This window comes from Bacteroides gallinarum DSM 18171 = JCM 13658 (assembly GCF_000374365.1).
Taxonomy (GTDB): Bacteria; Bacteroidota; Bacteroidia; order Bacteroidales; family Bacteroidaceae; genus Bacteroides; species Bacteroides gallinarum.
In genome coordinates this window covers 1-25,803 of the sequence record NZ_KB894157.1, presented here as the reverse complement: position 1 = coordinate 25,803, position 25,803 = coordinate 1, and the positions used below count along the sequence as shown (strand labels likewise).

23 protein-coding genes and 2 tRNA genes are annotated in these 25,803 nt (G+C 44.2%); 21 read left to right on the top strand and 4 right to left on the bottom strand.

Going from position 1 to position 25,803, the window contains the following annotated elements; genetic code table 11:
• Position 1: 1 nt before the first annotated feature.
• From C233_RS0117790 to C233_RS0117740, 10 genes are all read left to right on the top strand, one after another.
• Positions 2–1,177 carry an MraY family glycosyltransferase gene (locus tag C233_RS0117790; protein ID WP_018668890.1) on the top strand — a complete coding sequence of 392 codons (1,176 nt, stop codon included), beginning with the start codon at positions 2–4 and terminating at the stop codon, positions 1,175–1,177.
• On the top strand, positions 1,167–1,961 hold the full coding sequence (locus tag C233_RS0117785; protein ID WP_025069126.1) for a polysaccharide biosynthesis/export family protein: 795 nt from the start codon (positions 1,167–1,169) through the stop codon (positions 1,959–1,961). The genes C233_RS0117790 and C233_RS0117785 overlap by 11 nt, the downstream gene beginning before the upstream one ends.
• A gap of 23 nt (positions 1,962–1,984) precedes the next feature.
• Positions 1,985–4,366 carry a GumC family protein gene (locus C233_RS0117780; RefSeq protein ID WP_018668888.1) on the top strand — a complete coding sequence of 794 codons (2,382 nt, stop codon included), beginning with the start codon at positions 1,985–1,987 and terminating at the stop codon, positions 4,364–4,366.
• Between the two features lie 23 nt (positions 4,367–4,389).
• Positions 4,390–5,097, top strand: coding sequence for a tyrosine-protein phosphatase (locus C233_RS0117775; protein ID WP_018668887.1), 708 nt, complete (start codon positions 4,390–4,392; stop codon positions 5,095–5,097).
• A 400-nt stretch (positions 5,098–5,497) separates the two neighbouring features.
• Complete coding sequence (locus C233_RS0117770) at positions 5,498–6,538, top strand: N-acetylneuraminate synthase family protein (protein ID WP_018668886.1); 1,041 nt, start codon at positions 5,498–5,500, stop codon at positions 6,536–6,538.
• 56 nt (positions 6,539–6,594) lie between these two features.
• Positions 6,595–7,932 (top strand): asparagine synthetase B family protein, encoded by a 1,338-nt coding sequence (locus C233_RS0117765; protein ID WP_018668885.1) that lies wholly within the window; start codon positions 6,595–6,597, stop codon positions 7,930–7,932.
• A 751-nt stretch (positions 7,933–8,683) separates the two neighbouring features.
• Positions 8,684–9,952: a lipopolysaccharide biosynthesis protein gene (locus C233_RS0117755; protein WP_018668884.1), complete on the top strand. Its 1,269-nt coding sequence runs from the start codon at positions 8,684–8,686 to the stop codon at positions 9,950–9,952.
• A 6-nt stretch (positions 9,953–9,958) separates the two neighbouring features.
• Positions 9,959–11,275, top strand: a complete 1,317-nt coding sequence (locus C233_RS0117750; RefSeq protein WP_018668883.1) for a capsular polysaccharide export protein, LipB/KpsS family — start codon at positions 9,959–9,961, stop codon at positions 11,273–11,275.
• Entirely contained in the window at positions 11,272–12,576 is a 1,305-nt protein-coding gene (locus C233_RS0117745) for an O-antigen polymerase (RefSeq protein ID WP_018668882.1), read from the top strand. The genes C233_RS0117750 and C233_RS0117745 overlap by 4 nt, the downstream gene beginning before the upstream one ends.
• Before the next feature lie 58 nt (positions 12,577–12,634).
• Positions 12,635–13,774, top strand: a complete 1,140-nt coding sequence (locus C233_RS0117740) for a glycosyltransferase (RefSeq protein WP_018668881.1) — start codon at positions 12,635–12,637, stop codon at positions 13,772–13,774.
• 327 nt (positions 13,775–14,101) lie between these two features.
• On the opposite strand, the gene mscL is transcribed toward C233_RS0117740, so the two are convergent.
• The gene (gene mscL, locus C233_RS0117735; RefSeq protein ID WP_025069124.1) at positions 14,102–14,539 is read right to left on the bottom strand and encodes a large-conductance mechanosensitive channel protein MscL; all 438 of its coding nucleotides are present in this window, start codon (positions 14,537–14,539) and stop codon (positions 14,102–14,104) included.
• Between the two features lie 140 nt (positions 14,540–14,679).
• Here mscL and gap point away from each other — a divergent pair, with 140 nt between their 5' ends.
• The 7 genes from gap to C233_RS0117700 all read left to right on the top strand — a co-directional run bounded on the left by gap (position 14,680) and on the right by C233_RS0117700 (position 22,051).
• Positions 14,680–15,690, top strand: coding sequence for a type I glyceraldehyde-3-phosphate dehydrogenase (gap, locus tag C233_RS0117730; RefSeq protein ID WP_018668879.1), 1,011 nt, complete (start codon positions 14,680–14,682; stop codon positions 15,688–15,690).
• A gap of 143 nt (positions 15,691–15,833) precedes the next feature.
• Entirely contained in the window at positions 15,834–17,891 is a 2,058-nt protein-coding gene (locus C233_RS0117725) for a M3 family metallopeptidase (RefSeq protein WP_018668878.1), read from the top strand.
• A complete protein-coding gene (locus tag C233_RS0117720) occupies positions 17,888–18,406 on the top strand; it encodes a DUF4847 family protein (protein ID WP_018668877.1) in 519 nt (172 codons plus the stop codon). The genes C233_RS0117725 and C233_RS0117720 overlap by 4 nt, the downstream gene beginning before the upstream one ends.
• A 14-nt stretch (positions 18,407–18,420) precedes the next feature.
• Positions 18,421–18,858, top strand: a complete 438-nt coding sequence (locus C233_RS0117715; RefSeq protein ID WP_018668876.1) for a deoxycytidylate deaminase — start codon at positions 18,421–18,423, stop codon at positions 18,856–18,858.
• A gap of 217 nt (positions 18,859–19,075) precedes the next feature.
• A complete protein-coding gene (locus tag C233_RS0117710) occupies positions 19,076–20,818 on the top strand; it encodes a S41 family peptidase (RefSeq protein ID WP_018668875.1) in 1,743 nt (580 codons plus the stop codon).
• Positions 20,730–21,269: a 5-formyltetrahydrofolate cyclo-ligase gene (locus C233_RS0117705; protein WP_081626131.1), complete on the top strand. Its 540-nt coding sequence runs from the start codon at positions 20,730–20,732 to the stop codon at positions 21,267–21,269. Before C233_RS0117710 ends, C233_RS0117705 begins: the two co-directional genes overlap by 89 nt.
• Positions 21,266–22,051: a histidinol-phosphatase gene (locus C233_RS0117700; RefSeq protein WP_018668873.1), complete on the top strand. Its 786-nt coding sequence runs from the start codon at positions 21,266–21,268 to the stop codon at positions 22,049–22,051. Before C233_RS0117705 ends, C233_RS0117700 begins: the two co-directional genes overlap by 4 nt.
• Before the next feature lie 47 nt (positions 22,052–22,098).
• Here the strand turns inward: C233_RS0117700 and C233_RS0117695 are convergent, their stop codons facing one another.
• Entirely contained in the window at positions 22,099–22,389 is a 291-nt protein-coding gene (locus C233_RS0117695; protein WP_018668872.1) for a DciA family protein, read from the bottom strand.
• Positions 22,386–23,522 (bottom strand): DNA replication/repair protein RecF, encoded by a 1,137-nt coding sequence (gene recF / locus C233_RS0117690; RefSeq protein WP_018668871.1) that lies wholly within the window; start codon positions 23,520–23,522, stop codon positions 22,386–22,388. Before recF ends, C233_RS0117695 begins: the two co-directional genes overlap by 4 nt.
• A gap of 324 nt (positions 23,523–23,846) precedes the next feature.
• On the opposite strand from recF, the gene C233_RS0117685 reads away from it, so the two are divergent.
• The 4 genes from C233_RS0117685 to C233_RS0117670 all read left to right on the top strand — a co-directional run bounded on the left by C233_RS0117685 (position 23,847) and on the right by C233_RS0117670 (position 25,393).
• Positions 23,847–24,530 (top strand): tetratricopeptide repeat protein, encoded by a 684-nt coding sequence (locus C233_RS0117685; RefSeq protein WP_018668870.1) that lies wholly within the window; start codon positions 23,847–23,849, stop codon positions 24,528–24,530.
• A gap of 142 nt (positions 24,531–24,672) precedes the next feature.
• A complete protein-coding gene (gene ribH / locus C233_RS0117680; RefSeq protein WP_018668869.1) occupies positions 24,673–25,167 on the top strand; it encodes a 6,7-dimethyl-8-ribityllumazine synthase in 495 nt (164 codons plus the stop codon).
• Between the two features lie 62 nt (positions 25,168–25,229).
• A tRNA-Tyr gene (locus C233_RS0117675) sits at positions 25,230–25,312 on the top strand.
• Positions 25,313–25,320: 8 nt separating this feature from the next.
• Positions 25,321–25,393: transfer RNA gene (locus C233_RS0117670), tRNA-Gly, on the top strand.
• A 143-nt stretch (positions 25,394–25,536) separates the two neighbouring features.
• Here the strand turns inward: C233_RS0117670 and C233_RS22830 are convergent.
• The coding region (locus C233_RS22830; protein ID WP_018668868.1) for a transposase at positions 25,537–25,803 on the bottom strand (267 nt) is incomplete at its 5' end.

Sequence of the window (25,803 nt, the reverse complement as noted above, 5' to 3'; positions counted from 1 at the left end):
CATGTTATTAATCAACAACCTTTTCATTTCCGCCTCTCTTTATTGGTGGATAAATGTAAGTGCGGTTTTCATGGTAGGTATTATTTGTTCCAGCCTCATTATCCCGCAAATATTACTGGTCGCCTTCCGAAAACGCCTGTTCGACCCACAGGATGAGCGCAAGCTCCACCGCAACGCCACTCCCCGGCTGGGTGGAATCGCATTCACTCCCCTCCTCATCTTTTCTATCGTACTGTTGCAAGGAATCAACCTCCTGATAGGAAGGAACGACATCGCCACAAACATCCAAGAGCATATAACCGAGCTTACTTTCAGCCTGTGCGCCACCCTCCTGATTTATCAGACCGGCATCACCGACGATTTGATAGGCGTCCGCTACCGGGCGAAGTTCATCGTGCAGATAATAGGCGGAGGGATGCTGGCATTCTCCGGTTTATGGATTGACAATCTCCACGGGCTTTTCGGGCTCTACGCATTGCCGCCGTTTGCCGGATACCTGCTCACCGTAATAGTGGTAGTATTCATTATCAACGCCACCAACCTGATAGACGGTATCGACGGACTGGCATCGGGATTAAGCGGCATGGCACTCCTTTACTACGGAATCGTATTCATGTACCGCGAGGCATATATTTACGCTTTCCTGGCTTTCGCCCTACTGGGCGTCATCATCCCTTTCTTCTGCTACAACGTATTCGGCAATCCCAAACGGGGGCGGAAAATCTTCATGGGCGACACAGGCTCGCTCACCTTAGGCATTATCCTGAGCATACTCGGCATAAAAGCCTGCATGGGCCCAATGCACGGAAGCGAACCCGTCAATCCTTTTGCAACGGCTTTTGCCCCGCTGATTATCCCCTGTTTCGATGTCCTGCGGGTATTCCTGCACCGGTTACGCAATGGGCAAGCACCGTTTGCACCGGATAAGAACCACATCCACCATAAACTGCTGAGCGCCGGACTGTCCCAGCGCCGCACCTTGGTCTGCATCCTGGCAATGTCCCTGAGCTTCACAGTCGTCAATATCATCTGCGCCCGGTGGATAAACATCAACCTGCTGCTGGCAGCCGATATCGCCGTCTGGACTTTGCTGAATATCAGGCTGACGCAATTCATAAAGAATAAGAACAAAAAGAAACCAATAAAAACAGAAACATTTACCGATTATGCAAATTAAAAATATCCCGCTATGGTTATTAGCTATCATCCTACTAAGTTCCTGCGGGTCTATGCGGAACATCAACTATCTTGAGGACTTACAGGCAGGAGACACGACCGCAATAGCCAACATCGCCACTATCCGGGTAAAGACGGACGACAAGCTGTCTATCGTCATCAACAGCCGCGACCCTCAAATGGCCAACCTGTTCAACCTGCCTATCGTAACCTACCGGGTAGGACAAACGAACATAGCCCCCTCCAACCAGGAAGTATCCAACTACACGGTCGATTCGCAGGGCAACATCGACTTCCCGGTTGTCGGCAAGATACACGTAGCCGGGCTGAGCCGTGAAGAGATAGCCGCCCTGGTAAAAAGCGAACTCATCACCAAGAACCTGGTAAAAGACCCCGTAGTTACGGTAGAATTCACCAACCACGCCATTTCAGTATTAGGCGAGGTGAACAAACCCGGACGTTACGGCATCGACCGCGACAAAATCACCGTACTGGACGCCCTCGGCATGGCAGGCGACCTGACTATCTACGGAAAACGTGAAGACATACTCGTCCTGCGCGAAGAAGGCGGCAAACAGATTCCCTACAAAATAAACCTGTGCTCGGGGCGGGAACTGCTTGCCTCGCCCGCCTATTACCTGCAACAGAACGACATCGTTTACGTAGAGCCCAACAACGTACGTGCCCGCCAGTCCACCGTCAACGGCAACAACGTACGTTCATCCTCTTTCTGGCTCTCGCTGGCATCGTTGCTCACCACCGTAATCGTATTAATTGTAAAATGACTTTTCCCCTATAAGACTAAGATATGCAAAACAATACACCGACCGGACAGAATGAAGAATACATGAAAATTCAAGACCTGTTACAGCTCTGCCTCGCCAAATGGCGCTGGTTCGCCGTATCCCTGAGCATAGCCCTGGGTATCGCCGTACTCTATCTGCTGATAACTCCCCCGGTCTACACCCGCTCTGCCGATATACTGATAAAAGAAGACAGCAACGGCAACTCGCCTACCGGAGACTTCGGCTCGTTTGCCGACCTGGGACTGTTTCAGGCAAACAACAATGTAAACAACGAACTCATCTCCCTGCAATCGCCCGCCACCATACTGGAAGTGGTAAAACGCCTCCATTTGGACGTAGACTATTCCACAGACGGCTCTTTCCACGACAAAGTGCTATACGGCAAAGACTTGCCCTTCAACGTCTCCTTCTTAGACCTTGCAGACCACGAAGCGGCAACACTTACCCTCAAAGAAACGGAAGAAGGCCGCATACAACTCTCCGATTTTACACGCGACGACGAAGATATGGATAACGGAGAAAACTGCTCCGGCCAGGCAGGAGATACCCTGCATACTCCCCTCGGGCGGATAGTCATACAGCCCACCCTATTCTACCCCAACCGGGAAGCTGCGGAGCTCTATGTTTCGCGCAACAGCCTCTACGATACGGTAGACCGATATACCCAGTCGCTCACCGTTACGCTGAAAGATGAAAAAGCCACAGTTATCAGCCTTTCCTGCCAGGACGTCTCCATACAGCGGGCGGAAGATATACTGAACACACTGATTTCAGTCTATAACGAAAACTGGGTGAAAGACAAGAACCAGGTAGCCACCAGCACCAGCCACTTTATCAGCGAACGCCTGAAAGTAATCGAACAGGAACTCGGCAATGTAGACGAGGACATCTCATCCTACAAAAGCGAACACCTCCTACCGGATGTACAAGCCGCCTCCAGCCTCTACATGACGCAGGCCAGCGAAACCAGTTCACATATCCTGGAGCTGAACAACCAGCTATACATGGCAAACTACATCCGCAACTACCTTGCCAACGAAAGCAACAAAAACCAGTTGCTTCCCGCCAACTCCGGCATAGACAATGCCAATATCGAAACCCAGATTTCCGAATACAACGACAAACAAATCCAGCGGAACAGCCTGATAGCCAACAGCAGCGAACGAAACCCGCTGGTTGCCGACCTCGACCGTGCCCTTGCATCCATGCGGCAGTCTATCCTCCACTCTATCGACAATCAAGTGGTAACGCTGAAAACCCAAATACACACCTTCCAGCAAAGCGAGCGGCAAAACACAGCCCGTATCGCCGCCAGCCCTACACAAGCCAAATACCTGCTTTCGGTAGAAAGGCAACAGAAGGTAAAAGAATCGCTCTACCTCTTCCTACTGCAAAAAAGAGAAGAAAACGAACTGTCGCAGGCATTCACCGCCTACAACACGCGTATCATCACCCCACCTCTCGGCCAGATGAAACCTACCGCACCGGTACGGCGGAACATCCTGCTGGTGGCCTTTGCTATCGGTATACTCCTCCCCGCCCTTATCATCTTCATCCGCGAAAACATGAACAGTACCGTCCGGAGCAGGAAAGATATAGAAAATATGACCGTGCCGTTCATCGGAGAGATACCGCAGATTTTCCAAAAGAAGAAACGCTTCTCTTTCCGGAAGCAAAAAGAAGAACCCGTGCGTACCATTGCCGTTAAAGAAAAAAGCCGGAACATCATTAACGAAGCATTCCGCGTAATCCGCACCAATCTGGAATTCATGACCGGGCGCGAAGGCAAGATAAAAGTCATTATGCTGACCTCCGCCAATCCGGGCAGCGGAAAAACATTCATAGCCATGAACCTCGCCACCAGCTTCGCTATCAAGGGGAAAAAGGTGCTCGTTATCGACCTGGACATACGCAAGGCATCGCTTTCCACCTACATCGACTCACCTCATACCGGCATATCCGACTACCTGAGCGGACAAGCAGATACCTGGCAAAAAATCATCATAAAAGGAAAAACGCACCCCAATCTGGACGTTATCCCGGTAGGCACACTGCCTCCCAACCCTGCCGAACTGCTGTCCGACGAAAGGTTAGCGCAAATGTTGAACGCCCTGCGTTCCGAGTACGATTACATCTTCGTAGACTGTCCTCCGGTAGAAATCGTAGCAGACGCCAGCATCATCAACAAGTTAACGGACATGACGCTGTTCATCATCCGTGCCGGACTGCTGGAGCGTGTCATGCTTCCCGAGATAGAGCGCTTCTATACGGAGCATAAATACAAAAACCTGTCCCTTATCCTGAACGGCATCGAAAATACCCACGGGCGATATGGCTACCGATACGGGTACAGCTACGGATACGGCAACGATAACGACGAATAAATAAAGCTGCAGCTCATTACACCATGTGGCCATTCCGAAAACAGACAAGCCTAATCGAAAGCGGCATCCTGAACGGATATACCGACTATCATTCTCATCTGCTCCCCGGAGTAGACGACGGCGTACAGACATCAGAAGCCTCTTTGGAAGCTCTTGCCCGTATGGAAGAATGGGGTGTAACCACCCTATGGCTCACCCCGCACATCATGGAAGACATTCCCAACACCACAACCGGCCTATACCTGAAATTCAAAGAATTGGAGGCTTCTTATACGGGAAAGATAAAGCTGCACCTTGCTGCCGAATACATGCTGGATAACCTCTTCGAAGAGCGGTTACGACAAAAAGACTTGCTTCTTTTGGGAGAGAGCCGGAAGCATCTCTTAGTGGAAACTTCCTATTTCAATCCGCCCATAGACTTATACGGCACACTGGAACAAATAAAACAGCAAGGCTATTACCCCGTACTGGCGCATCCCGAACGGTATGCCTATATGAACGGGGAAGATTACCGGAAGCTGAAAGAGCGGGGTATCAAATTGCAGTTGAACCTGCCCTCACTCGCAGGGATGTATGGCCGTACCGTACAAAAGAAAGCAATATATCTGATAAAAAAAGGAATGTACGATATATCCGGCACGGATATCCATGCTCTGCACTCTTTTTTCAGAGCTGCTTCGCAACGTTCTTACAACTACAAGTCACTACATTTCGACTGGCATCTCCCTTAGTCCATACCAATCTATATATGAGCGTATTATCTTCTTATATTAGAACAACAGCATTGCAAACTTGACAGGTTGTCACCTGTTTTTATAACTTTTATAAGGGGAAGTGAATGTTAATAATGTAAATGTAATGATTACATATTTCAATAATTCCTCGCGCGCGCGTAACGGAAAGTTATAAAAGAGGGTGGCAACCTGTCAACCCAGGCAACAAACGAAGGGAACTTTTGAAAAAGAGTGAGTAAAATAAACGGACATCGAGAATTATATTAATAACTAAAAACCGGTAACAAAGTATTAAAACAAATTACAAAAAGTATTTTTCATGTGAGATAGACATATTACTCAGGCTTCACAAAGACTTATACAGAAAGACAAAATAAACAGTAATAAAAATAGAATTATGAAAGATACATATATTATTGGTGAAATCGGACAAAACCACAATGGTTCCGTAGACATAGCTAAACTGATAGTTGAATTAGTTTCACGTCCAATAACAGAAGATACATTCAACTTGAAATTAAAACCTATGAATGCTGTTAAAATGACCAAACGGGACCTTAACGAAGAATTAGCAGTTTCTCAAATGAACTGTATCTATAACTCTCCAAATTCTTTTGGCTATACATATGGCGAACACCGGAAATTTCTTGAATTATCTGATGAAGAACATTGGGAAGTTTACAAATATGCCAAATCATTAGGACTTGATTTTGTCGAGACGCTATGTGCAAAAGGATGTTTGTCTCTACTTAAACTTTTTACTCCCGATTATTTGAAAGTAGCAAGTAGAGATTTAACAAACCTACCGTTATTGGAAGCAATGGCCGAAACAAAAATTCCTATAATACTTTCCACTGGAATGACCGGAAAAAAAGAATTGAACGAAGCTTTGGATGTGATAACCCAATACCATTCAAATATCTCAATATTACATTGCGTATCTCAATATCCAACTCATCCTGACAACCTAAACTTAAACACCATTCTATATCTGAAAGAAAACTACAGTCAATATAAAATCGGATTTTCAGACCATACGATTGGAATTTCAGCACCAGTCGTCGCAATAGGAATGGGAGCCGAAATAATAGAGAAACATATCACTATTGATAGAAGAATAAAAGGAACAGACCAAGCCGGCTCGTTAGGGCCTGACGGGGTTTATAGAATGGTACGCGACATTCGCATAGCAGAACACTGGTTAGGAACAAAGGATTTATATATAGACAAAAGCGTAACAGCCTCTAAAATTAAATTAGAGAGGTCCATAGCCTCTATCCGGGATATAAAGTCCGGTGAAAAAATAACAGAAAAAGACATTCATCTATTAAGTCCCGGAGACGGGTTTAAATGGAGCCAGAAAGAGGAGGTTATTGGGCACATAGCACAAAAAGACATTCCTGCCAATGAAATAATTTATTCCAACATGATTTTATGACAGGTTTACATATCCGTTCATAGTAAAAAGAGTTCACCACTAATTCACCTCCACCAATGAAATATATCAACCAAATAGTATATGGCAATCTCCTTGTAAATATATCCTTATCAGCAGCCAATGAACAGAAAAATAATGTAGTGCTGTTTAAATATGGAAAAGGAGGAACAGAAATTCCGGCAGTAGCCGAACTTACTATTACCAATGATATATTATACCTGACAAATGACATCTGCGGAAGTTTTCGAATTTATTATTGGGAAGAAGACAACCGGTTGTTTATTACCGATAACGTATTCGATTTCTTATCCATAGAAGATTTAGAAAACAGAAAATGCAATGATTTCGAAAAAATCTATTATAAGAAACACGGATATACTTCAGGAGATTCCACTTACTTCAACGGTATATACAAATTACCTCCTTGCAGCAAACTTACCATAAAAAACGGGAATTACAGTATTTCAAGTCTTTGGGAATTTAGTAACTGTCCTCATAAAAGCGATTTGCTTAAATTCAAAGAATCGGTAAAAGCATCTATCATAGAATCACTTAAACCGCTACAAAAAACAGAACGTCCGATAGTCCTTTGTTTTAGCGGCGGAATGGACAGCACATACATAGCCCAAAGACTAATGGAGTTGAATATAAAACATTCACTTGTATTTTTTAAAGATAGTACGAATAAAATAAACCGCAAAGAAACTAAAACGGCCAAGAAGCAAGCAGAACTTCTTGGTAAAAGATTGTATTTCATTGACATAACCAATAAGAAAGACAAAGATACCGAGAAAGCAATCGCTCAAATGCGTCTGTTTGATAATCATTATTGCCGTTATCATTTTTACGGTCTGAAAGGGATACAAGAACGCTGGGGGGAAAATACGATTATTATTAACGGACAAAACTCCGATTGCATCCTTTCATTCGGACCTTCCGAACGAAAATATACCTCTTTTCTGAAAAGGTATTTACTGTACGGACAAAGTCTAACCACAAAACGGATGATAGCCTTCATTATCGGTTCTATATTCCATAAAAAGTTATCGGTCCCTACCAATCAAGAAGACACTCTTCGTGCATTTTACGATAATTTTAAATACTGTTTAGTAAATGAAAGAACAGACGTAAATGAATACAACACGTATATAGACAAAAAAATACAGCAGATATTAAAGCAAGCACATTTTTCTACGCTAAATAATATATTCATGTATATAAAAGTATTTACGTACATGCAAGGCTCCGATTGTCAGGTAGTTACCCAATCCGCAAAATATTTCCAAATGGATTTATTAATGCCGTTTAGTTCTCCGGCACTCATAAAAGCGACCTTATGTTATAAAAACGACCAAATGGAATTATATCATCCCAAATATGCATTATCGCTTTAATACCCCTAAATAATTAATGTAAAATAAGAATTTATTTAATTGCATTTATCCAGTTTTTATTTCCGTCAACAATAGCTTTTTTCTTAACCCGGCTTATTGGTGGAAACAAACATTATAGCTTTGGACGTAAAAGCCGAATCGGTTTCTCATTAATAATCACTCCTAAATTAAAATTAGAAAACGGTGCTACCATATCGGGAATAAATTTCATACAGATAAAAGCTTTAAAAATGGGAGAGAACTCCCGAATAAAACACTTCAATATATTGAAAGGGAATTAGCGGATATCCATGAGTGAAAAAGCTGTAATTAATAAATCCAATAAAATAGTGAATGCACTTTCCGAAAAACGGGTTTCATCACTAATAATCGGATACAACAGTATTATCGGCGTCCGCCATTTCATTGATATGACACACGATGTCATAATAGGTGAGAATTCAATCCTGGCTGGATTAGGGGGCCAATTAAGGACACATTCTTTTTATCATGATAAACAAGGAAGCGGACGCGTCCGCAAAGAGGGAGCGATTGAAATAGGGAACAATATATATCAGTTCCCAATGTATAATTTGTTCTGGTGTAAAAGTTGCCGATACAATCTCCATTGGTGCCGGTGCTGTGGTTTCCAAGTCTTTACTTGAACCGGGACTATACGTCAACCAGCCTTTACGACATCTTATCAAGACAGTTAACCGTTAGTTATGATAAAACGGATTCACCCAAGCAATAAAGAAAGCGATTTGTAACCATGGTGAATAATCACAAGAAAGAATTAGCAGGAAAAATAGGACAGAATATCGTATTCTTTGCTCTTTCTAAAGGGACTGCATTTTTAGCTCCTCTACTATTCTTGAATATTGTTTCTCTTGAAGAATATGGAATCGTTGAATACTCATATTCTATGGGAAGCATGATTGCTATGTTTGTTCTATTAGGCTTTACAGGAGCATACCCCTACTTCATATTAAAACGAAAGGAGCTTGACAAAGAAGAAGCTTTTCTATTTTATGGAATACCTGTTCTGATTATTGCGGTTTTAAATTATATTTTGTACCGTTTAGAGTTAATACCTCCACAAATACATATAGTTTTATTATTTACCCTCATTTTTTCCTTGCAACGCTTATATAGTACAATATTAAAGTCCAATGATAAAGGACATTTAGGTGTATTAATGGACGGAGGTTATTACTTTATTTTAGGAAGTATAGTCATTTTTGCTTGGATATTCAACCTGCCACATCCTATTACATGTTTGGAGCAGCTAATGAATTTATATTTGTTAGCTTTAGGTCTCTTCTTTCTATGGAAATTCTATAAGAAACACAAAAAAACTATTTCACAAATACTTACTAAAGACTATCCGGTAATCCTTCATTTCAGCATCAAAATGGCCTTATCAGGATTGATTATCTATTGGCTTACATCGAGTTCCCGCATTTATATCCAACATTTTATGGGATATGAAAAAGTTGGCATTTACAGTTTCTATTTTCGATTGACAGGTATTTCCGTCGTTCTATTTCAATTTATTTACATTGTTTTCTTCAAACATTTGTATCTGGCGAACAGAAAGCGACTCGACAATTATTACTCCATGATAATGGGAATCATTTTGTGTGGATGTCTAAGTGTCCTATTGCTTTTCCCATTTTTATTTCAATCATTTTTTAAAGAAACAGCGCCAAACGATATAACACTTTTTCTATTATTGTCTCTACAAATGCCTATATGGGTAGGTATCTCATTATGCGAAGGTATCATCGGTCGGGAAAACTTAGTAAACAAAATGAATCTGGTTATAGGAATATGCGTTTTAACACTTCCTTTATTGTTATATCTTAACCATAAAACTCTGACTCTGCATCTCTTTACGCTATTCAATGCACTAATCTTATCTGCCGCCTTTTTCGGACAGATTTATATTCTTTATCGGACAAACATCAAACTAAAAAAATGCTCAATCCTAAACGGAGTACTTTTAACAGCTTCAATTCTTACATACTTATATATTTAGGCCGCTATGAAAATTCTTTTTATCGAAAATCGCTATCGTACTATCTTTTGGAATGCAATAGGTAAAGCGCTTGAAAAAGAAAAATACGAAGTCTTTTATCTTGTGCAGAATCCTGCATTTTGTCCTAAAGAGGAAAATGTAATAATTATACCCTATCCTTCCGGAAAAGAAGATGAGAATTTATCCGACAATGATATCTGTTTATTAAAATCAGACCGAAATATAAATTACTTCCACCATAAGGAAACTTCACATTACATCTATTATCGAAAACAGATAAAAAACATCCTGAATAAGCTACACCCCGATATCGTATTCGGAGAAAGTACTGCTTTCCACGAACTTATCACCATTGAAGAGTGCAAATCATTAAAAATACCTTATTTACAACCATCAACCTGCCGTTTTCCTATAGGACGTTTCTCGTTCTACTATTACGATACCTTAGAACCGTTCAGCGGTTCAGATGAAATAATGGATAACGAAACTGCCAAAAAACTTATCAATAGCATAGTACATCGTAGTGTTGTTCCCGATTATATGAAAAAGCAAAAAAACACGATTGACAACAAATTAAAACGTTTATCGGAACTAATTAAATTATCGAAGGCTTATTATACCGGAGAGCATTACAACACTCCCAATCCAATAGTCAAATGTAAAATAGAAAAGCAAAAAAAGAAATTAATAACTCAATGGGACATTATAGCGGAACAAAAAGCAGACAGCCTAAAACATTCTGCATTCAATCTATTATACCCTATACAAATGCAACCGGAAGCCAATCTCGATGTATGGGGGCGGAAATACAGAAACCAACTTGAAACATTACAACAAATTATTAAATATACACCAAACGATGTCACCGTTATAGTAAAGCCTAACCCTAAATCGAAATATGAGCTGACCGAAAATTTACTATCTTATATAAAATCCGAAAAGCGGATAATTCCTGTATCACACGCAACACCTATGAGCGAGGTACTAACACAGACACAAATGGTACTCACAGTAACCGGTACTATTGCTATTGAGTGTATTTTATCTGACATTCCTGTTGTTACTATGATTAAAACCATAAACAACACCGTTGCAAGTTGTATCTGGTTGGAATCTTTCTCACAGCTTCCATTATGGATTGAAAAAACACAAAAGAAAGAATTTCCGATTATCAACGAGCAAACTAAAATTGATTTCATCAACTTGCTAAACCGCACCAGCTTTACCGGACTACCTTATAATACAGCCTTGTTTGAGGACAACATTGATAAATGTATGGAAGGATTCAGGAAAATACTAACAAAAATAAGCCATAATATATGACACAGGTAGTTATAAATACAGGATTTATATACAAACTTCGACCTGAAAGAATTATTATAATAGCCATTTCAATATTATGCATAACTCTAATCGTTGCTCCCATAAAAGTAAATAACACTTTAACGATATCTTCTTTCTTATATATAGCTCTATCTATACTTACTTTTTTAATAGGAACCCAAATGATAAGGGGGAAGAAACAAAAAAAAGAAAGAGTTATTATTATTAATAAAAATGAACTAAATAAACTCTATAATCATTCATTTATATTGGGTCTATTAGGCGTCATGTTCCGCTATACAGATCTTTTTCTTTATCGAAATCTATCATTACAAAGTTCAACCATTGACAACAGAAGTTTAGCAGAAGCGGGTAGTGGAAATATGTTATCTATCGTATCCAGTTTACTTATTTTCTGTACATACATTCCTATTACCATAGATTTACTTTGCCCTCACCTAAATACCAAATGGCAGAAATGGATTAGCTTAATTCTTTTTTTCTTAACAGGTGTATCAGCACTAACAACAGGTAGCCGTTTTGCCATAATAATACCTCTCACATACTACTGTATCATATTAATGTACTCAAACAAAGTAAAATTTAAAGTGAACATCAAGAATATGTCATTAATCGTTGGCATTGTTTCTATCGTTCTTTTCATCATAGGAGCATTATTTCTTAAAAGAGTCAACGATATGAAAATAGACCCAATGTATTATATCTCGATAAAAGCAGGGCAAGGATTTACGAACAAAGTCCCTATAAATCAACAATATAAAAATCTAATAACTCAATCAAAAGAAGAATGGTATTTTACCCATTTATATGCTTTTGCGAACATAACACAATATGAGTCCCATGCTATTTTTGAATTTCCGATAGTCAAAGACTACATTGACAAAAAAGGAGAGTATTTTTACGGTAGTGCTACATTTTTCGTGATAACAAAATTTATTTGTAAAATTTTGGGTATAAAGTACAATATATCGGAAGAAATACGGCTCAATAATGCACGCCCCGGAATATGGAGTACTTTCTTTTTCACCTGGTATTTGGACTTTGGCTGGGTAGGCATACTTCTAATGTTTTTTGTTGGAATGTATGCAAAATACGTATGGGCAAAAGTCTACTATTCATTAAATTTTCTATACATTCCGTTACTATGTTTACTAACCATTACGTGGTTAGTAATATTGCAGTTAAACTACATATCAGGTTCTGGTACTTACGCCTTATTCACATTTACGCTTTTGCCTTTCTTATATAAAATCAATTCACAATGCATTAGCTCAGAATAATTACACATTATTTCTCCTTCAGCATACCATGTAAGATATATAAACAACATTTCTATAAATGAGAATATTACACATAGGGAAATATTATCCCCCACTATTCGGTGGAATAGAGCGAGTAAATTACGATTTAGTCGAGAACCTAAACAAAGTGACAGACTGCCAAGTAGATGAACTTTGCTTTTCCCACACTGTTGGTAATGAACATTACTATACTCCCGACAATTATAAATTATTCCGAATACCGATTCGGGCAATTAAATTTTCAACACCAATTCCCATAGGTTTCTTTTCCACCTATCGCAAAATAAGAAATAACTACGATATCATTCACTTGCACTTACCTAATCCAATAGCATCGTTAGCTCCCCTCCTTATACCGACAAGAGCAAAAATAATCTTACATTGGCATTCTGATATCCTGAAACAGAAGAAACTAATGCTGCTATATAAACCTATCCAAAAGATGCTTCTGAATAAGGCTGAACGTATTATCGCCACAAGCCTTAACTACTCTAAAGCTTCCAATTATCTCAAAGCATACCTACCGAAAGTCGAAGTCATACCAATCGGTATTAACGACGATTACCTGCAACACTCTACCGAAGAAATAGACCGTATCAGGCAGAAGTATAAAAACAAAAAAATCATTTTAAGCATTGGGAGATTAACCTACTACAAAGGATTTAAATACCTGATAGAAGCCGCACGATACTTAAAAGATGATACAATTATCATAATAGGAGGAAGTGGGGAATTAAAAGACGAACTGGAAAAGTACATTAAAAAGCTCAATGTAAGCACTAAAGTATATTTGATAGGCCGCATACCCCAAGAACAAATGGGAGCATATTACAAAGCTGCAAGTATATTTTGTTTACCTTCCATTATGAAAACAGAGGCTTTTGGAGTCGTACTACTTGAAGCACTTTCCATGAGTTTACCTATCGTAGCCTGCAATATCCCCGGTTCCGGAGTAAATTGGGTTAACCGACATAAAGAAACAGGACTTAATGTTCCTATTTGCGACGCACGTGCCCTTGCTAAAGCTATCAATGAAATATTGGCAAACCCAACACTTTGCAAAACCTATGCGCACAATAGCCGTAAACGTTACGAAGCATTATTCACACGTGATACAATGATAAACAAAACATTGAAATTATACAAAGATATCACGTCCAAATCTTGTATAAAATAGAGCAGTACGTAGCAGCCCTATAAATATTTTTTAAGACAAAAACAGAAATATAAGAAAAAGAAGCTGTTTTCTTCTGTCACCTTTTCAATAAACCATATGTGCTTAGTACAGCAACTGTCCTTACCGTATACAACCTGTGGTATCCCTCTCCTAAAGTAGCCCTTTAGCCTCGTAAAGAGCCACTTTACAACGCTAAAGGGCTACTTTACGTTCCAAACCCTATACCTCCCAATTCCTCATAACAAACCGGCAAAAATATCCCCGGAAGACATGGTGCATCTTCCGGGGATATCTTGCATCTACACATTCCGCCGCACTGATTACCGCCTATTTCTTCTCTTTCAGAATATCGCGAATCTCCGTCAGCAACAGTTCCTCCTTGCTCGGCGCCGGAGGCGCGGGCGGAACGGCCGGCGCTTCCGCTTTCCGCTTCTCCGTCAACTTGGTAAGCAGCTTGATAAACATAAAGATAGAAAAAGCGATGATGAGGAAGTCGAAGGTAGCCTGCAGGAAATTGCCGTAATTCAGCGTGACGGCGGCGATTTCCTTGCCGTCCACCACCTCGGCGGGCTTCATTACCCATTTCAGGTCTGTAAAGTTTACGCCGCCTATCAGCAGCCCCAGAGGAGGCATAATCACGTCGGCCACAATGGAAGATACAATCTTGCCGAAGGCGCCGCCGATGATGACACCCACAGCCATATCCACCACATTACCTTTCATGGCAAAAGCCTTAAATTCCTGTAAAAATGAACTTTTTCCCATCTTTTCAATTATTTAATTATGATTTTAAGTACGAATATAAAAACATTTTCTTACTTTTGCAGCGCAATTCGGACAGAATTGTAGAAAAAGTTTGAGAGTTTATTTTTAAACATTATAAAACCCTTAAAAGTTTAAACAAAATGATTAAAGTAGGTATTAATGGATTCGGACGTATCGGACGTTTCGTATTCCGCGCTGCTCAGAAAAGAAACGATATTCAAATCGTTGGTATTAACGACCTTTGCCCGGTAGATTACTTGGCTTACATGCTGAAGTATGATACGATGCACGGTCAATTCGACGGTACTATCGAGGCTGATGTTGAAAACAGCAAGTTGATTGTTAACGGCCAGGCTATCCGTATCACTGCTGAAAAGAACCCGGCTGACCTGAAATGGAATGAAGTAGGTGCTGAATACGTAGTTGAATCTACCGGTTTGTTCCTGACTAAAGAAAAAGCTCAGGCTCACATCGACGCAGGTGCAAAATACGTTGTTATGTCTGCTCCTTCCAAGGATGACACTCCGATGTTCGTTTGCGGTGTCAACGAGAAGACTTACGTTAAGGGTACTCAATTCGTATCTAACGCTTCTTGTACTACTAACTGCTTGGCTCCTATCGCTAAGGTATTGAACGACAAATGGGGTATCACTGACGGTTTGATGACTACCGTTCACTCTACAACTGCCACTCAGAAAACAGTTGACGGTCCTTCTATGAAAGACTGGAGAGGTGGTCGTGCCGCTGCCGGCAACATCATTCCTTCTTCTACCGGTGCTGCTAAGGCAGTAGGTAAAGTTATCCCGGCTTTGAACGGTAAACTGACCGGTATGTCTATGCGTGTTCCGACTCTGGACGTTTCTGTAGTAGACTTGACTGTAAACTTGGCTAAACCGGCTAAGTATGCTGAAATCTGCGCTGCTATGAAAGAAGCTTCCGAAGGCGAATTGAAGGGTGTTCTGGGTTACACGGAAGATGCAGTTGTTTCTTCTGACTTCCTGGGCTGCACGCTGACTTCTATCTTCGATGCTAAAGCCGGTATCGCTTTGACCGACACTTTCGTAAAAGTTGTATCTTGGTACGACAACGAAATCGGTTATTCGAACAAGGTTCTTGACCTGATTGCTCACATGGCATCTGTTAACTGCTAATATACAGTTAGAAAATAATAAAAAATAGGCGGCTTCTTTTATGAAGTCGCCTATTTTTTTTGCACATTTGCAGTTAGATTATCCCTCGCCCGGCAAACGGGCGGTAAGCATAGTCGGACTAACATTAAATTGCATTATAAATCATGAACGAAATACAAGCCTCAAACCCTTTCTTTGAAAATTATTCCACTCCGCACGGAACCGTTCCTTTCAACCTGATAAAGACCGGCCATTACGCACCCGCTATCCATGAAGGTATCCGCCGGCAGAATGAGGAGATAGATGCTATCACCGGCAATCCCGATGCTCCTACGTTCGAAAATACGATAATTCCCTACGAGAAGTCCGGAGAGCTGTTGCACCGTGTAAGCACGGTATTCGGCAACCTGCTCAGTGCGGAAACCAGCGATGAGTTGCAGGAACTCGCCAGGGAAATCATGCCGCTGATGAGCGAGCATGAAAACAACATCAGCCTCAACGGGAAACTCTTTGCCCGCATCAAAGCCGTGTATGAGCAGACGGATAAGACCAGCCTCACTCCGGAACAGGGCAAATTGCTGGAAGATATTTACAACAGTTTCGTCCGCAACGGGGCGAACCTGCAAGGAGATGCCAAAGAGCGATACCGCGACCTGTGCAAAGAGCTGAGCCTGCTGACACTGCAATTCAGTGAAAACAATTTGAAGGAGACGAACGATTATCAATTGGTACTGACCGACAAATCGCAACTCTCCGGCCTGCCCGAAAGCGCCATTGACGCAGCGGCGGAAACCGCACAAGAGAAAGGTACGGAGGGCTGGGTATTTACCCTGCACGCCCCAAGTTACAGCCCCTTTATGACGTATGCCGACAACCGCGACTTACGCCGCGAGCTGTATATGGCATACAACACGAAGTGCACGCACGACAATGCTTGCAACAACCTGGAAATCGTAAAGAAGATTGCCAACACCCATATGGAGATTGCCCGGTTGCTGGGCTACGATAACTTTGCCGAATACAACCTGAAAGAACGGATGGCGCAAAACAGCGATGCCGTATATAAGCTGCTGAACCAACTGCTGGAAGCCTACACTCCTGCCGCACAAAAGGAGTATGCCGAGGTGCAGGCATTGGCACGCAACGAAGCGGGGGACGACTTTATCCTCATGCCGTGGGACTGGAGCTACTACTCGCAAAAGCTGAAAGACCGAAAATTCAACGTCAACGACGAGATGCTCCGCCCCTACTTCGAACTGGGCAGGGTGAAGGAGGGCGTTTTCGGACTGGCAAGCAAGCTCTACGGCATTACATTCAAGAAAAATACAGACATCCCTGTCTATCACAAGGATGTGGAGGCCTACGAGGTGTTCGACAAAGACGGCACATACCTCGCCGTGCTCTATACCGACTTCCACCCCAGGGCGGGAAAACGCTCCGGTGCATGGATGACGAGCTACAAAGGCCAATGGATAGACGGAAAGAGCGGCGAGAACAGCCGTCCGCACGTGTCTATCGTAATGAATTTTACCAAACCCACGCAGAACAAGCCTGCCCTGCTGACATTCAACGAGGTGGAAACTTTTCTGCATGAGTTCGGACACAGCCTGCACGGGATGTTTGCCGACTCCACTTACGAGAGCCTGAGCGGTACGAATGTTTATTGGGATTTTGTGGAACTGCCTTCCCAATTCATGGAGAATTTTGCCACAGAGAAAGAATTCCTGCATACCTTCGCCCGCCACTACCAGACCGGCGAACTCATTCCCGACGACCTGGTACAGCGCATCGTAGACTCATCGAATTTCAATGTTGCCTACGCCTGCCTGCGCCAAGTAAGTTTCGGTCTGTTGGATATGGCATGGTACACACGCAATACGCCGTTCGAGGGCGATGTCAGGGAATACGAGAAGCAGGCGTGGGCAAAAGCGCAAATCCTGCCGGCGGTAGCAGAAACCTGCATGAGCACCCAGTTCTCGCATATCTTTGCCGGCGGATATTCTGCCGGATATTACAGCTATAAATGGGCGGAAGTGCTGGATGCGGATGCTTTCTCGCTGTTCAAGCAGCGCGGTATCTTCAATCCGGACGTAGCGGATTCTTTCCGCAGAAACATCCTTTCCAAAGGAGGCACGGAGCATCCGATGACTCTCTACAAGCGTTTTCGCGGACAAGAGCCGACCATAGACGCATTATTAATCAGAAACGGAATAAAGAAATGAAAGAGAAAATAAATATAAAGGCGGCAGGATACTGCCTGATAATGCTGCTCTTGCTTACCGGTTTGAGTGCCTGCAACAATGAGGACGACGTAATGGAAATCTTCAACAACAAGACCTGGAAGCTGAGCCGTATAGCCACCGAGAAAGGTAAAGAGCAGTTCTATCAGGGTTTGTGGAACAGTGAGGCCGAAGAAAAAGCCAGCCGTGAGTTGCTCAAAGCAGAGGGAAATTTCACCATGAACTTCAACTGCATCGACGTGAACGGCGAGGTTACCGGCACGGTCAATGCCCACGGCGTCAAATCGGGTATCGATGACGCCGCCCTGAAAATAGACGGAAAGGAAAATACCATAAGCATCAGCGGAAAGGTTAGTGGCACGGAGAGCGACAAGCTGGCAAAAGTATTTATCAACGGGATACTGAACGTATTCAAGTACGAGGGGGATACCCGCAACCTGACGCTCTATTTCAAGGACGGAAACACAACGAAAGTCATGGGATTTACAGCCCGCTAAATACAGCTAAAGATATGGACGATACAATGAAAAACAAACAAGAGGCATTAGACAAACGCTATATACGCATGGCAAGCATATGGGCGGAGAACTCATATTGCCGGCGCCGCCAGGTAGGTGCGCTTATCGTCAAGGACAAAATGATTATATCGGACGGTTACAACGGCACGCCTTCTGGTTTCGAGAATGTATGCGAGGACGAGAACAATGTTACCAAGCCTTATGTGCTCCACGCAGAAGCCAATGCCATTACCAAGATAGCCCGCTCCAACAACAGCAGCAACGGCGCTACGATGTATGTCACAGCGTCCCCTTGCATAGAATGTGCCAAGCTCATTATCCAGGCGGGTATCAAGCGGGTCGTATATTCCGAGAAATACCGCCTGGAAGACGGTATCGAGCTGCTGAGACGGGCAGGTATCGAGGTGATATTCGTTTCAGCCGAGAATTGAGAGTCGAGAATTAAGAGTTGAGAATCGAAGATTAAAAGCCGAGAACCGAGAATTGAGAATTGAAAGTTGAAAACAGAGAATCGAAAGTCCGGAGTCGAGAATCAAAACCGGGAACAGGGAATCGAAAGTCGAAAATCAAGAATCGGAAATCGGAAATTAACAGCTCTGTGCACAACCGAATAGCAATATAGTAAATCGTAAAATAGTACATATCATTATGGGTACAAAGAACTCCTCCCGCTTTACCCCGCTCATTATAGCAATCAGCGTAGTGGCGGGTATCCTTATCGGAACGTTTTATGCCAGGCATTTCGCAGGAAACCGTTTGGGTATCATCAACGGGTCGTCCAACAAGCTGAATGCCTTGTTACGAGTTGTAGACGACCAGTATGTGGACAGTGTCGATATGACCGACCTGGTAGAGAAAGCCATGCCGCAGATTTTGGCAGAGCTCGACCCCCACTCCACCTACATCCCCGCACAAAAGCTGGAAGAAGTCAATTCCGAACTGGAAGGCAGCTTCAGCGGCATCGGTATCCAGTTTACCATACAGGAGGATACCATACATGTAAACAGCGTTATCCAGGGCGGTCCTTCCGAGAAAGTGGGGCTTATGGCGGGCGACCGCATCGTCATGGTGAACGACAGCCTGTTCGTGGGTAAGGGGCTGACGAATGAAAAAGCCATGCGCAACCTGAAAGGTCCTAAAGGTACACAAGTGAAATTAGGGATAAAACGCGCTACCGAGAAAGAATTGCTCGACTTCACCATTACACGTGGCGACATCCCCCAGAACACAATCGATGCCGCCTATATGCTCAATGACGACTTCGGCTACATACAAGTGAGCAAGTTCGGGCGTACCTCGCACGTAGAACTGCTGAACGCCATTGCACAGTTGAGCCACCAGAAATGCAAAGGTTTCATCATCGACCTGCGCGGCAATACCGGCGGTTATATGGAAGCGGCAACACGTATGGTCAACGAGTTCCTGCCCGAAGGGAAGCTTATCGTATATACCCAGGGACGCAAATATCCCCGTATGGAAGAATATGCCAACGGCACGGGCAGTTGCCAGAAAACGCCGCTCGTGGTATTGGTGGATGAAGGTTCCGCCTCTGCCAGCGAAATCTTCGCGGGCGCTATCCAGGACAACGACCGCGGAACAATCGTAGGACGCCGTTCCTTCGGCAAGGGGCTGGTACAGCAACCTATCGACTTCAGCGACGGCTCTGCTATCCGCCTGACTATCGCCCGCTATTACACTCCGTCGGGACGTTGCATCCAGCGCCCCTATGAAAGCGGAAAGGATTCCAAATACGAAATGGATTGGCTGACGCGTTACGAACACGGAGAGTTTTTCTCCAAAGACAGTATCAAGCTCGATGAAAGCCTGCGCTACTCCACCGCACTGGGGCGTCCCGTTTACGGCGGCGGCGGCATCATGCCCGATGTATTCGTACCGCAAGATACGACCGGTGTATCCTCTTACCTGATAGAAGTGGGCAACAAAGGGCTGATTATACAGTTCAGCTTCCAATACACCGACCGCAACCGTGCCAAGCTGGGCGAATTCGGCAATGAGCAGGATTTACTGAAATACCTGCGCCACCAGGGTATCGTAGAGCAGTTTATACGCTTTGCCGACTCCAAAGGCGTAAAAAGGCGCAACCTGCTGATACACCGCTCCTACAAGTTGCTTGAACGGAATCTCTACAGCAATATCATCTACAACACATTAGGCAAGGAAGCCTATATCCGGTATGCCAACGAGAGCGACGCCACCGTAAAGAAAGCGCTGGAAATCCTGGAACGCGGCGAGGCATTCCCCAAAGCTCCGCTGCAGCCCGGCCAAGAGGAGGATAATGACAATGGAAACGAAAAAAGAACTGCGCAGGCGTATGGCTTCGTTGAAGAACCTGCACAAATCTACCGCTGCGCACCGGTCGCAGTCTGCTGAGATACTTGCCGCCCTCGAAGCACATCCGGCTTTCAGGGCGGCAAACACTGTCCTGCTATACCATTCATTACCGGATGAGGTAGATACGCACGACTTTATCGGGAAATGGAGTACGAAGAAACGGATATTGCTGCCCGTCGTGGCAGGCAACGACCTGGAACTTCGCGTCTATACAAACCCTGCCGACCTCGCCGTCGGAGCATACGGTATCGGAGAGCCTACCGGAGCGTTGTTCACCGACTATGCCGCGATAGACTTTATCGCCGTACCCGGCGTAGCTTTCGACCGCAACGGGAACCGCCTGGGAAGGGGCAAGGGATATTACGACCGCCTGCTGCCCCGCATACCTGCCGCCTACAAAGCCGGTATCTGCTTTCCGTTCCAAATCGTAGAAGAAATCCCTGCGGAGCCGTTCGACATCCGTATGGATGAAATCATAACACAACAATGAAAACCAATTACCATACCCACACCACACGTTGCATGCATGCCGTAGGAAGCGATGAGGAATACGTTCTCAGCGCTATCGAAGGAGGCTTTCAGGTGCTCGGTTTCTCAGACCACACTCCCTGGAAATACCGTACCGATTATGTAGCCGATATGCGCATGCTACCCGGAGAGTTGCCTGACTATGTGGAAAGCCTGCAACACCTGCGGGAAAAGTACCGGGAACAAATCCGGATAAAGATAGGACTGGAATGCGAATATTTCCCGGACTACCTTCCCTGGCTGAAAGAGCAAATCAAGCAATACCGGTTGGATTATATCATCTTCGGCAACCACCATTTCCATACGGACGAGAAATTCCCCTACTTCGGCCACCACACGAACAACCGGGATATGCTCGACCTGTACGAAGAAAGTGCTGTCGAAGGAATGGAAAGCGGATTGTACAGTTGCCTTGCCCACCCCGATTTGTTTATGCGCTCCTATCCCGCATTCGACCGCCACTGTGCCGCAATCAGCCGCCACATCTGCCGGGCTGCAGCACGCCTCGGCATCCCGTTGGAGTATAACATAGGCTATGTCGCCTACAACGAGGCGCACGGGCTGACGACCTATCCCTGTCCTGAATTCTGGCGCATTGCCGCCAACGAGGGTTGCACCGCCATTATCGGAATGGATGCGCACAACAACAAGGATTTGGAAAATCCCGTATATTACGAACATGCCGTACGGGAGCTGAAGGAATTGAGGATTAAGACAACGGACACGCTAAGGATGATACGCTGAAGCAGGGATGATATACCGAAACAAGGTGGAGTGGAAACGCACACCTGTCACCGGAATATGATACTGGTAATCACCTGCGCCCCCACGTGCCGGTTCAGGTTGCGTACCAGCAACTCCCGCCCCATCATCAGTTCCTGGCGGAGAGCGGCAGAGGTGAGGTGCACATACAACACCTGGTTCTTGATGTAAAGTTCGCGGGTATAGGAGGCAATGGTCGGGCCTAAGACTTCGGCCCACGAACTGATAAGCCGCCGTTCGTTCAGCGGCGATTCCAAGCTCTCCTGCCGGAGGAAATTCCGTATCAGCTTGCCTATCTGTTCTGCATCGTTCCTTTTCATGCTTCCTCCTCCTCACCGGCCGATACCCGGTTCTCCTCCATTTCTGAAACAGCTCCCTGCTCTACGCGGAACATCTTGTAATCGCTGCCTACTTTGTGCAGGATGCGGTCTAAATGCTCGCGGTTGGTATCCGTAATAAAGATTTGCCCGAAGCTGTCGCCCGCCACGAGTTTGATAATCTGCTCTACACGCGAGGCGTCCAGCTTATCGAAAATATCGTCGAGCAGCAACAGCGGAACCGTAGTCCCTGTCCGTTTCAGGAAGTCGAACTGTGCCAGCTTCAAAGCTACCAGGTATGTTTTGTTCTGCCCCTGCGAACCTTCCCGCTTGATAGGGAAATCGCCCAACAGCATGTTCAGCTCGTCCTTATGCACGCCGCGCAGGGAAAATCCCATAATCCGGTCGCGCACGCGGCTCTCCCTCAGCACTTCCAGCAAAGATGCGCCACGGGCATGCGAATCATAAGCCAGCCCCACCCGCTCCTTGTCCTGCGAAATGAACGAATAGAAAGACTGGAAAATCGGGATGAACTCTTTGATAAACTCCTCCCGCTTGCGGAACACCACTTCACCGGTCTGTGCCATCATCTCCTCCCACACCAGGAAAAGTTCTTCTTCTACCGGCTCCTCATTTTTAAGCAGTGTATTCCGCTGTGCCAATGCTTTATTGTAGCGAATCAGTGCGTCCAGGTATTCCTTGTCGTACTGCGAAATCACCACATCCATAAAACGGCGGCGCTCGTCACTGCCTCCGTTTATCAGCGCAGAATCGGCAGGAGACACCATTACCAGCGGCAAAAAACCGATGTGGTCGGACAAACGGGTGTACTCTTTCTTGTTCCGTTTGAACTGCTTCTTCTGCCGGCGTTTCATGCCGCAGTAAATTTCTTCAGGCGTACCGTCGGCAGCCTCGTAGAAGCCCTGGATAACAAAGAAATCCGCATCATGCCTTATATTCTGCGAGTCGATAGGATTGCCCGCGCTCTTGCAGAAAGACAGGAAATAAACGGCATCCAGCAAATTCGTCTTTCCCATTCCGTTCTGCCCGAAAAAGGTATTCAGCTTCGGGGAGAAAGCGAGTTCCACTTGCTCCAGATTCTTATAATTGAGTATGGATATACGTTTCAGTATCATATAACGGCTTCTCTTTGCTTTTCAACTGACAAAGATAATGCAAAATTCCGATTAAGTGAGTTCAGAGGAAACTTGTTTACTCTTACAAGCGTGAAGAATTTATTTAAACCGTGAGCAGGATAAAATGAACCCGCTCATGTTTTATGCCGAAGTGCAGCTTATCTCCGTTTTTTCAATAAAGATAATGCAAAGCAGGATAATTTTGCGGTTTTGGGATGTAAAATAAAAAAAGATGCCGCTAAATTTCGTTGATAGCTATAAAAAACTTACTTTTGCGGGTCGAATTAGCTATTAATGAATAATAACAAAAAGAATATATAAAAAATGGCAGAACAAAAAAAGACGAACGACGCCTTAAACGTGGAAGACGCACTTACACAATCGGAGGCATTTCTCATCAAGAACAAAAAGGCAATTATCGGTGCTATCCTGGCTGTAATCATCGTTATAGCAGGTATAGTAATGTACAAGAACCTCTATGCGGAACCCCGTGAAGAAAAAGCGCAGGCAGCCCTTTTCAAAGGACAGGAATATTTCGAGGCCGACGCTTTTGCCGAAGCCCTGAACGGTGACAGCATCGGTTATGCAGGTTTCATCAAGATAGCTGACCAATACAGCGGTACGGATGCCGCCAACCTTGCCAAGGCATATGCCGGTCTTTGCTATGCGCACCTCGGCAAATTCGATGAAGCCGTAAAAGTGCTGGATAGCTTCGACGGAGACGACCAAATGGTAGCTCCCGCCATGAAAGGCGCTATGGGTAACTGCTATGCCCAGCTCGGCCAGCTCGACAAGGCATCTTCCATGTTGCTGAAAGCTGCCGACGAAGCCGACAACAATACCCTCAGCCCTATCTACTTGAAACAGGCCGGGGAAATCCTGGTAAAGCAGGGCAAGTACGATGATGCTATCAAAGCCTATACTTCCATTAAGGATAAATATTTCCGCTCATACCAGGCTATGGATATCGACAAATACATCGAGCAAGCCAAACTGTTGAAGAAGTAATTTACACCTTATATAATAAGATATTTCGGGCACGGATTACACGAATATACACGGAAGTCAGAACCGTGAGTGCCGTGTAATCCGTGCCCTCTTTTTTACCTCACCTATTTCCCTAATTTTTAACTCCTAATTTTCAATTATCATGGCTACAGCTTATCACAACCTTTCGGATTATGATTTCAATTCGGTTCCCAGTGCAGAGAATATGAAATTCGGCATCGTAGTATCCGAATGGAATTACAATATTACCGGCGCCCTTTTAAAAGGCGCTATCGATACGTTAAAAAAACACGGTGCAAAAGATGAAAACATCATGGTAAAAACCGTACCCGGTAGTTTCGAACTTACTTTCGGTGCCAATCAAATCATAGAATACAGCGAGGTCGATGCGGTAATCGCTATCGGTTGCGTAGTTCGCGGAGATACGCCGCATTTCGACTACGTCTGCATGGGTGCAACGCAAGGAATTACCCAACTGAACGCAAGTGGCGATGTCCCAGTAATTTACGGATTAATTACTACCAATACAATGGAGCAGGCCGAGGAGCGCGCAGGCGGCAGGTTAGGAAACAAAGGCGACGAATGTGCAATTACTGCAATAAAAATGATAGATTTTGCTTGGAGTTTACAAAAATAGTCGTATCTTTGCACCGCAATTGAGAAACAAAGTATGTCACTAAGTTTCTTCAAGAGCAGGAAGGGCAAATACCAGAGTGGCCAAATGGGGCAGACTGTAAATCTGCTGGCTTACGCCTTCGGTGGTTCGAATCCATCTTTGCCCACTGAAATTGCGGAAGTAGCTCAGTTGATAGAGCATTAGCCTTCCAAGCTGAGGGTCGCGGGTTTGAGTCCCGTCTTCCGCTCTTCTGAAAATCAGATAGTTATCGCAAGATTTCTATCTGATTTTTGTTTTTAAAGACTTCTGATTTGGCTATGGTTTAACCGGGTCAACATAAAAACCTGAGGGATTAATCGGGTCAACGTAAAAATCTGAGGGATTCATAGATTAAGCATAAATATTTGTTAGTCTGAAGAGAAAGAAAGCCCTGTCCTTTACTCCTCTGAACTGTGTTCTGAACTCCTTGATTTTGGCATTGAACGATTCTGAAGCTGCATTGGTGGAACGCCTGTCGAAAAAGTTGACGATTTCCAGATAATGTGTCTGTATGGAACGTACCACCCTTCCGAACGCAAGAAAACCGGATTTTTCAACCTCGTCATACCATCTGGCAAGTCTTGTCAGAGCGGTATCCTTGTGCTTGCACTGGTGATA